18 protein-coding genes and 1 tRNA gene are annotated in these 12,466 nt (G+C 72.1%); 2 read left to right on the top strand and 17 right to left on the bottom strand.

Going from position 1 to position 12,466, the window contains the following annotated elements; all coding sequences use genetic code 11:
* Positions 1–99: 99 nt before the first annotated feature.
* From ACFWOG_RS04240 to ACFWOG_RS04250, 3 genes are all read right to left on the bottom strand, one after another.
* Positions 100–882 carry a nucleotidyltransferase family protein gene (locus ACFWOG_RS04240; RefSeq protein WP_329885596.1) on the bottom strand — a complete coding sequence of 261 codons (783 nt, stop codon included), beginning with the start codon at positions 880–882 and terminating at the stop codon, positions 100–102.
* A 178-nt stretch (positions 883–1,060) separates the two neighbouring features.
* Positions 1,061–1,504, bottom strand: a complete 444-nt coding sequence (locus ACFWOG_RS04245; protein WP_329885595.1) for a hypothetical protein — start codon at positions 1,502–1,504, stop codon at positions 1,061–1,063.
* Between the two features lie 208 nt (positions 1,505–1,712).
* Positions 1,713–2,804, bottom strand: coding sequence for a sn-glycerol-3-phosphate ABC transporter ATP-binding protein UgpC (locus ACFWOG_RS04250; RefSeq protein ID WP_329885594.1), 1,092 nt, complete (start codon positions 2,802–2,804; stop codon positions 1,713–1,715).
* Between the two features lie 298 nt (positions 2,805–3,102).
* Here ACFWOG_RS04250 and ACFWOG_RS04255 point away from each other — a divergent pair.
* Positions 3,103–3,176, top strand: a tRNA-Thr gene (locus ACFWOG_RS04255).
* A 533-nt stretch (positions 3,177–3,709) separates the two neighbouring features.
* On the top strand, positions 3,710–3,901 hold the full coding sequence (locus tag ACFWOG_RS04260; protein ID WP_380354590.1) for a helix-turn-helix transcriptional regulator: 192 nt from the start codon (positions 3,710–3,712) through the stop codon (positions 3,899–3,901).
* A 373-nt stretch (positions 3,902–4,274) separates the two neighbouring features.
* Here ACFWOG_RS04260 and ACFWOG_RS04265 read toward each other — a convergent pair whose 3' ends face one another.
* The 14 genes from ACFWOG_RS04265 to ACFWOG_RS04330 form a co-directional block, all read right to left on the bottom strand.
* On the bottom strand, positions 4,275–4,478 hold the full coding sequence (locus ACFWOG_RS04265) for a hypothetical protein (RefSeq protein ID WP_380354592.1): 204 nt from the start codon (positions 4,476–4,478) through the stop codon (positions 4,275–4,277).
* Between the two features lie 30 nt (positions 4,479–4,508).
* Positions 4,509–4,763: a hypothetical protein gene (locus ACFWOG_RS04270; RefSeq protein ID WP_380354595.1), complete on the bottom strand. Its 255-nt coding sequence runs from the start codon at positions 4,761–4,763 to the stop codon at positions 4,509–4,511.
* Positions 4,747–5,241, bottom strand: coding sequence for a hypothetical protein (locus tag ACFWOG_RS04275; protein ID WP_380354599.1), 495 nt, complete (start codon positions 5,239–5,241; stop codon positions 4,747–4,749). Before ACFWOG_RS04275 ends, ACFWOG_RS04270 begins: the two co-directional genes overlap by 17 nt.
* A gap of 159 nt (positions 5,242–5,400) precedes the next feature.
* Complete coding sequence (locus ACFWOG_RS04280; protein WP_380354602.1) at positions 5,401–6,240, bottom strand: helix-turn-helix domain-containing protein; 840 nt, start codon at positions 6,238–6,240, stop codon at positions 5,401–5,403.
* A complete protein-coding gene (locus ACFWOG_RS04285; protein ID WP_380354605.1) occupies positions 6,237–6,776 on the bottom strand; it encodes a DUF6879 family protein in 540 nt (179 codons plus the stop codon). Before ACFWOG_RS04285 ends, ACFWOG_RS04280 begins: the two co-directional genes overlap by 4 nt.
* A gap of 3 nt (positions 6,777–6,779) precedes the next feature.
* Positions 6,780–6,980 carry a hypothetical protein gene (locus ACFWOG_RS04290; protein WP_380354608.1) on the bottom strand — a complete coding sequence of 67 codons (201 nt, stop codon included), beginning with the start codon at positions 6,978–6,980 and terminating at the stop codon, positions 6,780–6,782.
* Positions 6,981–7,112: 132 nt separating this feature from the next.
* The gene (locus ACFWOG_RS04295) at positions 7,113–7,409 is read right to left on the bottom strand and encodes a hypothetical protein (RefSeq protein ID WP_380354611.1); all 297 of its coding nucleotides are present in this window, start codon (positions 7,407–7,409) and stop codon (positions 7,113–7,115) included.
* Between the two features lie 29 nt (positions 7,410–7,438).
* Entirely contained in the window at positions 7,439–7,690 is a 252-nt protein-coding gene (locus ACFWOG_RS04300) for a hypothetical protein (RefSeq protein WP_380354614.1), read from the bottom strand.
* Positions 7,691–7,692: 2 nt separating this feature from the next.
* On the bottom strand, positions 7,693–8,541 hold the full coding sequence (locus tag ACFWOG_RS04305; RefSeq protein ID WP_380354617.1) for an N-acetylmuramoyl-L-alanine amidase: 849 nt from the start codon (positions 8,539–8,541) through the stop codon (positions 7,693–7,695).
* Positions 8,542–8,593: 52 nt separating this feature from the next.
* On the bottom strand, positions 8,594–8,974 hold the full coding sequence (locus ACFWOG_RS04310; protein ID WP_380354620.1) for a hypothetical protein: 381 nt from the start codon (positions 8,972–8,974) through the stop codon (positions 8,594–8,596).
* A gap of 8 nt (positions 8,975–8,982) precedes the next feature.
* Positions 8,983–9,447, bottom strand: a complete 465-nt coding sequence (locus ACFWOG_RS04315; RefSeq protein WP_380354623.1) for a hypothetical protein — start codon at positions 9,445–9,447, stop codon at positions 8,983–8,985.
* Complete coding sequence (locus ACFWOG_RS04320) at positions 9,444–10,532, bottom strand: hypothetical protein (RefSeq protein ID WP_380354625.1); 1,089 nt, start codon at positions 10,530–10,532, stop codon at positions 9,444–9,446. The genes ACFWOG_RS04315 and ACFWOG_RS04320 overlap by 4 nt, the downstream gene beginning before the upstream one ends.
* Complete coding sequence (locus ACFWOG_RS04325; protein WP_380354627.1) at positions 10,529–11,575, bottom strand: hypothetical protein; 1,047 nt, start codon at positions 11,573–11,575, stop codon at positions 10,529–10,531. Before ACFWOG_RS04325 ends, ACFWOG_RS04320 begins: the two co-directional genes overlap by 4 nt.
* Before the next feature lie 12 nt (positions 11,576–11,587).
* A complete protein-coding gene (locus tag ACFWOG_RS04330) occupies positions 11,588–12,457 on the bottom strand; it encodes a hypothetical protein (protein WP_380354630.1) in 870 nt (289 codons plus the stop codon).
* Positions 12,458–12,466 lie beyond the last annotated feature (9 nt).

The following is a 12,466-nucleotide window of genomic DNA, read 5'->3' on the forward strand; positions in this document are numbered from 1 at the left end:
CTGCGGGAGGCCACCGCGGGGATCAGGCCCGCCGAGGGGGACGGATCACCGGGGGAGACGGATCACCGGGGGCGGACCGAGGGACGGGGCGGGGGCGGATCACTGCGGGGCGCGGCCGGCGCCGGCGGCCAGCTCCTTGGCGGCCTCGGTGAGGTCCTTGGCGGTGTCGATGGCCCGCCAGTAGACGCCCTGCGGCAGCTGGTAGCCGGCCAGCCGCTTGCTGCGGGCCAGCTGGGGGAAGGTGGTCCGCTCGTGGTCGCCGACGTCCGGCAGCAGTTCGGCGAACTCCGGGCTGAACACGTAGAGCCCGGCGTTGATGAGGAACGGCGAGGGCGGGGCCTCGATGAAGTCGAGGACGTTGCCGAACTGGTCGGTCTCGACCGCGCCCCACGGGATCCGCGGGCGGGCCAGCGCGAGGGTCGCGACGGCGTCGCGCTCGTGGTGGAACGCGGCCATGTCGCGCAGGCTGAACCGGGTCCAGATGTCGCCGTTGGTGGCGTACCAGGGTTCGTCGGGGCGTGGCAGGGCCGCGGCGGCGTACTTGAGCCCGCCGCCTCGGCCGAGCGGCTCGGCCTCGACCACCGTGCGGACCTTCATCGGAAGGTCGGCCTTGTCGAGCCACTCCTCCAGCACGTCCGCGAGGTGGCCGCAGGAGACGACCGCGTCGGTGACGCCCTCGGAGGCGAGCCAGGCCAGCTGGTGGCCGAGGATCGGCGTGCCCGTGCCGGGGATCTCGACCAGCGGCTTGGGGCGGTCGTCCGTGTAGGGCCGCAGCCGCGAGCCCTGGCCACCGGCCAGGATGACGGCCTGGGTCACGGGTACCGGGCCGGGCGGGGGCTGGTGGGCCGGTTGGGCGGCGGCGGGGCCGGAGTCAGCGCTCATGGCTGAACAATAGGCGCGGTACCGGGCCCGCGGGCCGGCATCGCGCGGACCGGTGACGGACGCGGTCGGCCGGGGCACCACCCGGGTCGGTGGCGCCCGTCACCGGGGCCGCTCGGGCCGACGACACCCCGGCCGGCCACCCGCCGGTCGGCGACACCGGGCCGGGTGGTGCCCCGGGTCAGGCGGAGGCGCCGGAGGCGAAGGCGCCGTCACAGACCGGGCGGGCGAAGGACCGGGCGCGCTGGACGTCGCCCTGGTACTTGCGCACCGCGGCCTTGCCCAGCTCGGTGGCGAGCGAGGTGCAGTACGGCGTCAGCGCGGGCTGCTCGCGCATGGAGCGCTCCAGCAGGTCCAGCGCGCTGCCCGGGTTGTGCGCCCGCAGCTCGTCCAGGAGCACGACGCGCAGCGCGTCCTGGGGGGCGAGCCCGTCGGGGGCCCTGCCGGCGGTCGCCGTCCGGCCGATCCCGGCGCCGTCCCCGCTGGACGCCGCCACGACCTGCTGGTCCAGCGCGGTCGGCGGTGCCCACGGCACCCTGGTCACGGCGAGGGTGCCGGTGGTCACCAGGACGACGGGCAGGGCGAGGGCGACGGTCTGGCCGATTCGGCGAACTAGCTGCTTCACGCTCAGGAGAGTAGCGGTGGGTGGGCGCCACATCGCCCTCCGTTACACCATCGGGTGACAGGATGTCCGGGTTCGTCCCTGCACCGTGTTGACGTCATCACCCGTTGGGGTGGCCGGACGCGGCGGAGCCCCGCCGGACCGGTGACGGTCCGACGGGGCTCCGACGGGGTGCTGCGCGCCACGGCCGGCCGGAGCCGGTCGGGGCCGCTCAGTTGGAGAGGCGGGCGCCGCTGCTGGTGGAGAACACGTGGGTCTCGTTGGCGATCGGCACGACGTGGATGGTCTCGCCGCGGGCCGGGATCTGGCGGCCGTGCACGCGGACCACCAGGTCCTTGTCCGCGCCGCCGATCTGGGTGGTGCCGTACACGAAGCCGTCCGAGCCGAGCTCCTCGACCACGTTGACGGTGACGGCGACGCCCTCGATGCCGCCCGAGGGGACGATCTCGAAGTGCTCCGGGCGGATGCCGACGGTCACGGTCTTGTCGGTGCCGGCGCCGGACAGGTCCTCGCGGGAGATGTTGACGACCGAGCCGCCGAACTTCACGCCGCCGTCGACCAGCGGCACCTCGACCAGGTTCATCGCGGGCGAGCCGATGAAGCCGGCGACGAAGAGGTTGGCGGGCCGGTCGTACATGTTGCGCGGGGTGTCGACCTGCTGCAGGAGGCCGTCCTTGAGCACCGCGACCCGGTCGCCCATGGTGAGCGCCTCGGTCTGGTCGTGGGTCACGTACACCGTGGTGATGCCCAGGCGGCGCTGCAGGCCGGCGATCTGGGTACGGGTCGAGACGCGGAGCTTGGCGTCCAGGTTGGACAGCGGCTCGTCCATCAGGAAGACCTGCGGCTCGCGGACGATCGCGCGGCCCATCGCGACACGCTGGCGCTGACCGCCGGAGAGCGCCTTCGGCTTCCGGTCCAGCAGCGCGGTGAGGTCGAGGATCTTGCCGGCCTCCTCGACCTTGGCGCGGATCTCCGACTTGTTGACGCCGGCGATCTTGAGCGCGAAGCCCATGTTCTCGGCGACGGTCATGTGCGGGTACAGCGCGTAGTTCTGGAACACCATCGCGATGTCCCGGTCCTTCGGCGGCAGGTGGGTGACCTCGCGGTCGCCGATGCGGATCGCGCCGCTGTTGACGTCCTCCAGGCCGGCCAGCATGCGGAGGCTGGTCGACTTGCCGCAGCCGGAGGGGCCGACGAGGACGAGGAACTCGCCGTCCGCGATGTCCAGGTCCAGGGCGTCCACCGAGGGCTTGTCGGCCCCGGGGTAGACACGGGTCGCCTTGTCGTACGTCACAGAAGCCATGGCTGTGCTCTCCTTCACCGGCAGGAACGTGCCGGACGATCCGAGTAAAGGTGGGGGAATCGCTGTCGCCGGCTCGATCGGCCGTGGTCTGAACCACGGCGCGCACCGGCTTCCGGCGACGCTACCTGCGCTTCCGCCGATTGTCAGCCCCCGGCCGATCGGAATTCGGCATCGGTTCCATCACGTCCGCTCCCCGGGGGCGGCTCCCGCCCAACCCCCGGATATCCCCCCACCGGCCCGTTCACGCCCGGTAGACTGCCCCCGGTGCCGCCGTGACCACGTCGCGGACGGTCACCATGCCTCCTTAGCTCAGCTGGCCAGAGCACCGCTCTTGTAAAGCGTAGGTCGTCGGTTCGAATCCGACAGGGGGCTCGGGCCTTTGACCAGGCGAAAGGGTCCGGAAGCGATCAAGCTCCGGGCCCTTTTTTGATCTTGAGAGTCCGCAAAAAGTCCACTACCCCGCCAGGGGAAAGCAAAGGAACGTTCAACAAACCCTTGCGCCGCTGTCAGGTCCGTCGCGTACAGTCGTTCCTGTAGGGGCGGTCGAGCTTCGCGCGGCCGGATACGCCCCCTTCGCGTAGACGTGGCCGGCCGGGGAGGACAACCGCAGGCCGACCACGCAAGAGCCCCCGTCGTGCACATCGACGGGGGCTCTCTTGCTTACACACTAAACCGCCCCGGCGCCAAACGGCGCCGGGGCGGGACGCCGGTGATCGGCATCTGACGGTGCTGGGGGATACGCAACCTCCAGCACCGCTTCCAGGCTCCTCGCGGAGCTGTCGGGGGGCGACTGATTGTCGCCAGATTTGCCATGCTTGGCAAAGACACGGCAGGTCAGTGGCCGTAAGCGTTGGCTAGTGCCCACTGATGATCACAATGACCCGGTTCAGCGCCACCGCTGGGAGGTGGGACGACGTATCCGTACACACCGCCTGGCTGCCAAGCTCTCCCAGGTCCAACTCGCTGACCGGGCGGGGCTGGACCACCGGACGATCAGCAGGGCTGAGAACGGCGTCCACGCCATCAGCATCGACGTGGTCTACCGGATCGCGCAGGGCTTACGCGTGGCCACCTGGAGACTGTTCCGGGACGAGTAGGACCTGGTGTGCGGTGGGGCTACTCCGATGGCGGCGGCGGGGGCGGGGGCGGGGTCTTCGGCGCAGCCGGCGGAGCTTTCGGCCCGCCGATCCCGCCGGAGCCGCCGCTCGGATCCTTCTGTGGCGTCATCTCGTTCTCCTCGGTCTCGTCCGGCTGGTCCGGATCCTCGGGCACCGCCGGGAGGACTCCCTGCGGGGGCATGGTGGGGTGGCGGAGTGTCCGGCTGGGGCCGCGGCTGCCGCCGCCTCGTCGTACGCCCCACCGGCCCTGCCGGTCGGGCGGGATGATGCCGCTCACGGAAGCTCTCCTCTCTCTGCCGGCCGGTCGGCCGGGCGTCCATCCTGGCGCCCGGCCCGGGCCCGGTGGGGCCGATCAGTCGATGTCGGCCTCCGACTCATCGCGGGCAGGTAGGCGGAGGCCCTTCGCCGCCCGAACGGCTTTGCGCCGCCGGTGCTCGGCGGCGCCTTCGTCGCCGTCCTCGACCGAGTAGCGGGCCAGCTCGGCCTGAGCGGCAGCCGCATCCGCGCGGTCGACGGCAGCAGCAGCGGGCGGGGTGGACTTGCGGAAGATTCCCAAGATGTTTCCCTCGTGGAGAGTGGGGCGCGGTCAGCGCCAGATGGTCAGCAGCAGCACGCACACCAGCACGACGGCGGCGACCGAGACCGCCGCGGCAGCCGTCAACTGCGGCGAGTCGCGGTGAGCCTCGTCCCCGGTACAGTGCTCGACCAGCGCGGGACGACCCGGCCGCTGTTCGACGAAGTACCCCACGGCCCGCGCCCCGCAGCCGATGCACGTCCCCAGCTCGACGCGGCCCGCGTCCGGCAGGGGCGTGTCGGTCTCCTCCTCAGGAAGCGTGGGCATGGCCAGCCTTCCCCTGGTAGTCGCCGCGGGCCAGCTCTCTGCTAATCCAGGACTGCGCGCTTGCCGCGATGCCCCACCGCAGGACGCGCCCCTCCTCACGGACCGGCTCGCCCGTCCTGCTGTCCACCACCACCCACAGCCCGGGGTTCCGCCCCTGCCGCGGCTCCTGCATCACTCGGTACCGTCCGGCATGCCTCTGCCTGGCGGTCCGGCCGTCGCCACGACGGACCCGGATGAGAATCCGCCGGGTCGGGAGGACGACCGGGAAGTCGAGCGTCCCGCCGTCGAGGGCCGCCTCGACCATCTCGGTGCCCCCGGTGCCGAAGAGAAGCTTCAGCGCGGCGTGCTGCTGCTCCCCGAGCTCCAGCTCTCGGACGGCCTGCCAGACAGCGGTCAGAGCCGCCGTCGGCGGTAGGGCTTGGGGGTCCAGGCGCCCGTCAACGCTCACGGTCCAGTCTTCGTCGCTGGTCAAGGCCATGTGCCTGTCCTCCCTTGGCCGTGCTGGGGTACGGGCAGACAGGCCGTGCCGGGGAGGCGGTTGGCCTGTTGCATCCAGCACGGTAGGGCGGGGTTTCTCAGCGAAGGGGCTGTGTTTCTCGATGTTTCGAGGCGGGTTCTCGGTGCTTCCCGGTGCTTCTCAGGTTGCGCCGAGCGAGTGACGGGCCGCGACGATGATGCGGCGGGCCTCAGAGCCCATGGCCGCGGTCCGCTCGTACATCCCCCAGGCTCGAAGGTAGAGCGTCACGTCGGCCTGGTCGTCGAGATGCAGCGCGGCGTTGATCGTCTCGACGGTCACATACGACTGGTCGTGGATCCAGAAGCCGTGCCGCAGCGTCAACGGCAGGTCGGCCGAGAACGGGATGATCCCGATGCTGACCGTGTCGAGCCCGACCAGCCCGGACAGCCGGTCCAGCTGGGAGGCGAGCACCCCGGACGGGCACACCCGGGCTCTCAACGCACCTTCCCAGAGGACGAACCGGAAGTGCCGTCCGGGCGCGTACAGCAGTTCCTGGCGGCGCATCCGCTCGCGTACGGCGTCGTCCGTGTCCCGGGGCGACTGGTGGAGCGCGGCTGAGGCGAGCAGGACGTGGCGGGCATAGTCGGGGGTCTGGAGCATGCCGGGTACGATGTTCGGCTCGTAGGCCCTCACGAGCTGGGCGCCGCGCTCTTGGGCCCCGGCCTCCTGCTGGGCCGGCTGGTGGCCGCTGGCCAGGCGGCGGCGCCAAGACCGGTAGTGCGTCTCCAGCGCGCTCAGATCGGCTTGCAGGGAAGCGGACAGAGCGGGGTGGCCGGTCGCCTTGGCCCATGCGGCGAGGTCGTGGGGTGTGGCGGTCTGGCGGCCGTTCTCCAACTTGCTGATCTTCGAGTGGGGCCACCCTAGGCCGGCGGCCAGAGCCCGGCCGGTCAGCCCTGCGTCGCCGCGAAGCTGCTGGAGACGGACCCCGAGGGCTTCACGGGCCCGCTGGAAGTCGCTCACACCCGGGACGCCGCCCGGTCAGCGAAGTCGACCCGGGCCACGGCGTAGTGCCGTGCGCGGTCGCGGATCTGGCACGCGTCGAGAACGGCCTCGGAGGCGTCGATCAGCTCCGCGCCGAGGTAGTTGTCGTCCTGGTCGAAGTGCATCTCCAGCAAGTGTTTGGAGTCGAACAGCCAGAAGTCGCGCTCCGGCAGGTTCAGGCGTCGGGCCGTCGCCCGTGGCAGGTGCTCGATGGTCTCGCCTGCCTGAACGTTGGCCCATCCGACGTGCAGCAGGTAGGCCTGTCCGTCGGTGATCGGGTCGTCAGCGATGCGCACCCGCCCGACGCGCTTGCCGGCCGCGGTCTGCGCCGCGATGTTCAGGCACCACGGGCGAGTCGGGTCCGTCCGCGGGTCCTCGCCGCGTAGCCACCGCTTGAAGCCGTCTCCGGCGCGGTCGGACGCGTAGCTGCGGCGGCTCTCCAACCGCCATGCGGTGTGGGCGAACCCGTCGCCGAAGAAGTGGTCGAACTGGGCGTCGCTGATGAACTTGGGCATGGGTCAGACCTTAGGAGTGAAGCGGGTCAGCAGGTCGCGGGGGACGACAACGAAGGTCTCGCCAGGCAGCACGTTCCGCAACTGGGCGAGGGCTTCGGGATCCGTGAGCTGGTAGCCCTGGACCACGATGTCGCCGGTCTCCGTCTCGTACAGCGTGGGGCACTTACCGTCTTCGCTGGTGCTGCCAAGGAACTTGAGCTTCACGGTGCTCTCCCTCTCTGCCGGGTGGGCTACCAGGATGGCTGCTGCCAGCGGTTGAAGGGGCGGGTTCGGCAGATCTCCATCCACACGCGAAACCGCCCCCGCCCTCCCGAAGGAGGACGGGGGCGCGGTGCTTCACGGTCGAATGATCGCCAGCGCAGTGACCAGAGCAGTCAGGATCCCCGAGGCGATGCCGACGACCGCCGCCATCACCTGCACCCGCCGCCGGTCCGACTGCCGGACCTCCTCGGCGGCGGCCCGGGCCCGCTCGGCGTCGACGATGCGCCGCTCGTGGTCGGTGAGGGTGGCGCCGTGCTCGGCCAGCGTCTGCCCCGTGTGGCGGTCGGACTGCTGGAGCAAGCGCAAAGTCCCGTTGATGTTGGCGAGGCCGGTGTTCAGCTCGCCCCGGATCTCTGCCAGATTGACCGCCATAGTCGTGAGAGGGTCCGGAGTCGGGCTGGTCACTCGCGGACCGCCCGGGTGAGCGCGTCGTCGTCGGGGTCCGGCACGGCGCGCAGCCAGCGCGGCAGCAGCTTGTCGACCGCGGGCAGGGACATCACCTTGGTGACGCCGGCGGCTACGGCCAGGCCGACGCCGACACCGGGCGTTGCCTCGGGGATGCCGGATGCCTGGACGATCAGCGGCAGCGCAGCCGCGATGCCGAGACCGGTCTGGACGGTGGTACGGATCGTACGGCGTGTGGAGTCGCGCATCGTCAGTTCCCCTTCGTGGTGACGTTGAGCTCCAGGCCGTCGGCGAGGGCCTGCTCGACCGCGGCGCGCACCTGGTCCTGGGTGGTCTGCGGCAGCGACCGCAGGGCCTGCCCGAGCGGCCCGACGACCCAGCGGAGCGGGTGGTCGCCCGGATCGGCCGGGTCCGGCTTCAGGGACTGGAGCAGCCAGTACAGGACGGAGTGGGTGTCGAGGTCGCGGGTGGCGTCGAGCTGGCGCCGGACGGCGGCCTCGATGTCGCCGATGGTGATGCCGGCCAAGGGGTCCTCCTCGGGAGTGGGCTTGGGGGTGGGCGGGGCGGTCGCCCCAGTCGCGCGGGCCACGATCGCGGGGAACACCCGCTCTCGGAACTGCCGGGCTCGGACGTCGCCGGGGCAGACCGTCCCGCCGCCCGACCACTCCGGGAACATGCGGTGGATCCCGTAGCCGGGGTCGCTGGCGGTCCGGCAGATCCGGAGCGGGATGCCGTGCTGCTGGTGCATCCACACCCCGATCCGGACCAGGGCCTCGACCTGGGCATCCGTCCACGGGTCGGTCGCCTGGTCGTCACTCGCGGTCTCGACGCTCACCGCACCGGTCCCGTTCGACCGCCGGTTCGCCGCCGCGTTCGCGTCCGCCCTCGTCTCGGTGCCAACGAACTGGCCGACCGACCCGTCGTACCCGACCCCGAAGTGCGACTCCAGATTCGTCGAGTCCCGCCAGTACTGGTACGTACGCCGTGGCGTCCACGCCGCCGCGATGCTGTGGAAGATTAGCTGCGTCGGCACGATCGCCGGCTGCTCGTCCGACTCGGGTTGGAGTTCCATCTTCTCCGCACCGGGGAACCAGGCCATCAGGCCTCCAGACATGGGAAAGCCCCGGCCGATCCGGCGCGGGGCGGGGTGGTCAGGTGAGCGGGACGTCCTGGTCCGTGTACGCCACGGCGAGCCCGCTGTAGCGGCGGAGCGCGACCTGGTGGCCGGCGGAGGCGAGGGCCTGGGCGATCTGGCGCGGGTCCCGCACACCGCCCGTGTAGTAGCCGGTCTGGTGCGGCCAACCCGGGATGTCCTCAGCCGGGGTGAGCGCGTACACGACCCACTCGCCGGGGTCGAGGCTCGGCCGGGCGAGCGCCAGCAGCCACAGGTCGCCGTGGATCTGCGGCTGTCCGGCCGACGCGGACGACAGGGTGCCCGCCCGGCCGGCCATGAACTCCTGCGCCGCGAGGGGCGCCAGGCGCTCGGCGAGCTGCTGCGGGGTGTCGGCGCGCAGGGTGGTAACGGTGTGCACAGGGCTCCTCAGTCGGTGGCGCGGATGAGCTGCACCTGGGCGTGGACCGCCCCGGTGCCGGACGTGCGGACGGCCTCGATCGCGATCAGGTACTGATCGCCGATCGAGACCGAGGTGGGCAGGGGCGCGGTGGTGTCGAGGGTGGCGCCCGCGGTGCCGGTCGCCCACACGGCGCCGTTGATGAGCACGCGGACGGTGCCGGTCGACCCGCCGGACGTGGTCGTCGCCACCATGAGGCGCAGTCGCCTCTTCCAGGCGATGTTGGAGGCGCGGCTGATCTGCGTGTAGGTCGTGGAGGTGGTCTGCGGCCACCGGGAGAGGTCCGCGTCCAGCGGCGGCAGCAGGGCATCGGCGGCCGCCGAGTCCGGGGTGCGGGCCCGCAGGTGGTCGAGGGCCGCGGCCACCTCCTCGATGCGGCGCGCCAGCCACGACGGCTCGCGCGGGAGCTGCTGGTCTCGGATGCTGCTGCTCACTCGTCCTCCAGGATGATCGGGGTGAGTCGGTCGGCGGCCGGGTCGAGGGACCAGCCCCACGCGCGGGCGACGACGTCGACACCGGCCGGGTGCCTCGGTGAGGAGTCGACGTTCAGGCGCACGCTGTCGCCCAGGCCCCAGGCGGTGCCGAGCCGGGGCGCGCGGGAGGCGACCGCCTGCAGAGCCCACGCCCTGGTGCCGGTGCCCATCAGGGCGATCGCTTCGGCGGCGTGCCGCTCCAGCTGGTCGGCGTCCGTGATGCCCTGGCCCGGGGACCATCGGTGCTCCCACAGCGGCCACCCGGCCGCGAGGAGCGCCGAGGCGGTGTGGGCGGTGCTGGTGGCCCGCTCGCCGAGCGCCCGGTCGCCGCGCGCGGTGACCGAGGTGGCGCCGCGGCCGCGCTCGTAGGACTCGGTGAGGGAGTAGGAGGCGACGCAGCCGGGCATGTCGAAAACGGCCTCGGGCTGGGCGAGTTGAACGCCGATGGTGGGGCGGAGTCGCAGGACGAGGCTGACGCGGCTGTGGGCGGCGTCCGCCCACAGGGCGTCCACGGTCAGCTCGGGCCCGCCGGCCATGGCGCTGATCTCCTGGAGGTAGGACAGGACCCCGCGGTCGTCGCCGTCGACGACCGCGTAGTCGATCGCGGTACCGGAGGCCACCGTGTCCAGGGTGATGGGCGGGCCGCCGGTCAGTGCCGGGGCCGAGAGCGCGGCCATCACCGACGTCTGGTCGAGGCCGCTGGCGGTGTAGTCGCCCGGGTAGCGGCGGTCGAGGTACACCTCGGGGGTGGCGGCGGCGAGGCGCACGCTGTCCTCCGAGCCGCCTTCGCGCACCAGCGTGATGCCGCACCATGTCGGCTGGTCGGTGGCTGTATCGACGGCGACGAGCATCGTGCGGCCGGGGTCTGTGGCCGCCTCCCAGTCGTCCGGCGCGCCGCCGAGGTGGAGGTCGAAGACGGCCGAGGTGTAGGCGCCGAGACGGCGGCCGATCGGGCCGCCCTGCGTCAGCGACGGCAGCTCCTCGGCGATCGCGCCGGTGAGCAGGTCGCAGCCGTACCAGGCCAGTTCGACCGGGTCACCGGTCACGTGGCGGCCTCGTAGGTGATGGTCCAGCGGAGGCTGGTGGTGAGGCTGGCGGTGACTGGTGACGACGTGGTGACCAGCGCCGCCGAGCTGGAGTTCAGGCCGGTCTTGACGTTGAAGGTGAGCACGGTGCCGCCGCTGGCGATCTCCGCGACGCCGAGGTAGCTGTTGTCGCCGGTGTTGATGTAGGCGCAGGAGCCCTCGGTGAAGATGCTGTCGGACGCGGCGCCCACCGGCAGGGACATCTGCCAGGTGCCGGCGCCGCCCGTGCTCGTGGTGCCGGGCTCCAGCCGGCCCTTGTAGATGATCGTCCGCCCGATCCGCGTCCAGCGCCCCAAGAGGGTGCCGTTGCCGATCACGGGGTTGGAGCCGGGCGCGGTCCAGACCGGCGTGTATGCCGCCCAGTCGCCCTGGGCGGCCCACGCCGACCCGGACCAGTACTCCGGCACCAGCCGGGCGACGTTGAACCTAGCCTGCCCGACGTACGAGCCCGGGGCCGCGATGTCGGCGGCCAGGCTGACCGGCAGCACACCGCCCGGTGCCACCGTGTACTGCCGGGCGGCGGTGGAGACGGTGGCCGCACCGGTGCCGCCCGAGCCGGTGGGCGGCACGGTGATCGTGGCCAGCGTGATCCAGATCTGGGTGCCGGCCGGGGTCGGGGCCGACGGCGTCGACCCGGGGGTGCCCGCCAGGTAGACCGTGTCGGCTTTCCTCAGGCCCGAGGCGTCGACCGCAGTGTCCCAGACGCGCAGGTAGACCAGGTCGATGCGGCTGTACGTGCCGTCGGCCGCGACCAGGTTGCCCGGGTTGCTGGCCGGCAGCTGGGCCCGGTAGACACCCTGGCCGGACCGGTGGAGGGAGGCCACTCCGGCGGAGACGTTGACCGCGGTCCCGGCCAGGGTCACGTTGAACCCGGGGTCACCGGGGCGGACGCCGGGCCTGGAGCCGCGCGCGGTGCCGTCGGACATGAGGAGGGGCGAGTCCATCAGGCGGAACTCGCCCTCGTCGTAGCCGAGTGTCGGGAGCCAGAGCGGATCAGTGGGCACGGGCGGGGCTCCTCACATCCAGGCCGACCGGCACGAGGCGGTCAGCAGCGCGGCGGGGTCGTAGGCGGGGCTGGTCCACGAGACCGTGACGGACTGGCGGGGGCCGATCTGCGGCCACTGGCCGGACAGGTACCGGCGGCGTGACACCCCGCCGGTGAGGGTCACGGTGTGCGTGGCGGTGTCGATGGTCAGGACCTCTCCGGCGAGCAGGGCGTCCGAGTAGGTGAGTGCGCGCACGGTCGCGTCCGGGTACTGCGTCAGGATGGTGAACCCGGGCGCCGGGCCGGCGACGGTGAGCAGAGGGCAAGTCGCGATCGACCCGGCGTTGGTGAGGGTGATGGTGCTGGCGCTGCTGCCCGCCGGAATGGTGAGCGGCAGCGTGATCGGCAGCGTCACCCCGCCCGAGGACGTCGGCAGTCCCGCTGTCCCGGTCTGCAGGACGGTCGCGTACCGGCGCGGATCCTCGGCGGTCAGCATCACGCTGTACCGGGCGACCCGGTCCGTCTCGTAGGAGACCAAGGGCTCCCCAGACCGCCTCACCACCACCTGCTTGGGGATCGTCTCGGCGACGGTGAGCGTCGTGTCGGTGATCGCCGCCGCATCGAGCAGCTGCTCGACCGCCCCGTCCAGCGCTGCCAGATCGGGCGCCGTGATCGTGCCCGCCAGTGTGATGACCCGCGCCCCCAGGTACGTCCTCCCGGCCCACACGCCGTGGTCGGCCTGCCGGTCCGAGTACTGCGTGCGGGTCGCGGGCCCGGCCCAGCCGCCCAGCCCGTCCTTGCCGACGGACCAGGCGACCCCGGCGCCGTCGACCACGCCCAGCTGCAGGGCGCCGAGCGTGACCTGACGGCCCAGGACCAGGCCCGGTGGGTATCCGGCCACCGCCACCTC

Source organism: Kitasatospora sp. NPDC058406 (genome assembly GCF_042722765.1).
Taxonomy (GTDB): domain Bacteria; phylum Actinomycetota; class Actinomycetes; order Streptomycetales; family Streptomycetaceae; genus Kitasatospora.

Excerpts from the sequence above, each read along its gene's own strand:
- ACFWOG_RS04305 (WP_380354617.1), bottom strand. The coding sequence starts at position 8,541 with ATGGCCTGGTTCCCCGGTGCGGAGAAGATGGAACTCCAACCCGAGTCG.
- ACFWOG_RS04300 (WP_380354614.1), bottom strand. The coding sequence starts at position 7,690 with ATGCGCGACTCCACACGCCGTACGATCCGTACCACCGTCCAGACCGGT.
- ACFWOG_RS04275 (WP_380354599.1), bottom strand. The coding sequence starts at position 5,241 with ATGGCCTTGACCAGCGACGAAGACTGGACCGTGAGCGTTGACGGGCGC.
- ACFWOG_RS04285 (WP_380354605.1), bottom strand. The coding sequence starts at position 6,776 with ATGCCCAAGTTCATCAGCGACGCCCAGTTCGACCACTTCTTCGGCGAC.
- ACFWOG_RS04240 (WP_329885596.1), bottom strand. The coding sequence starts at position 882 with ATGAGCGCTGACTCCGGCCCCGCCGCCGCCCAACCGGCCCACCAGCCC.
- ACFWOG_RS04270 (WP_380354595.1), bottom strand. The coding sequence starts at position 4,763 with ATGCCCACGCTTCCTGAGGAGGAGACCGACACGCCCCTGCCGGACGCG.
- ACFWOG_RS04250 (WP_329885594.1), bottom strand. The coding sequence starts at position 2,804 with ATGGCTTCTGTGACGTACGACAAGGCGACCCGTGTCTACCCCGGGGCC.
- ACFWOG_RS04295 (WP_380354611.1), bottom strand. The coding sequence starts at position 7,409 with ATGGCGGTCAATCTGGCAGAGATCCGGGGCGAGCTGAACACCGGCCTC.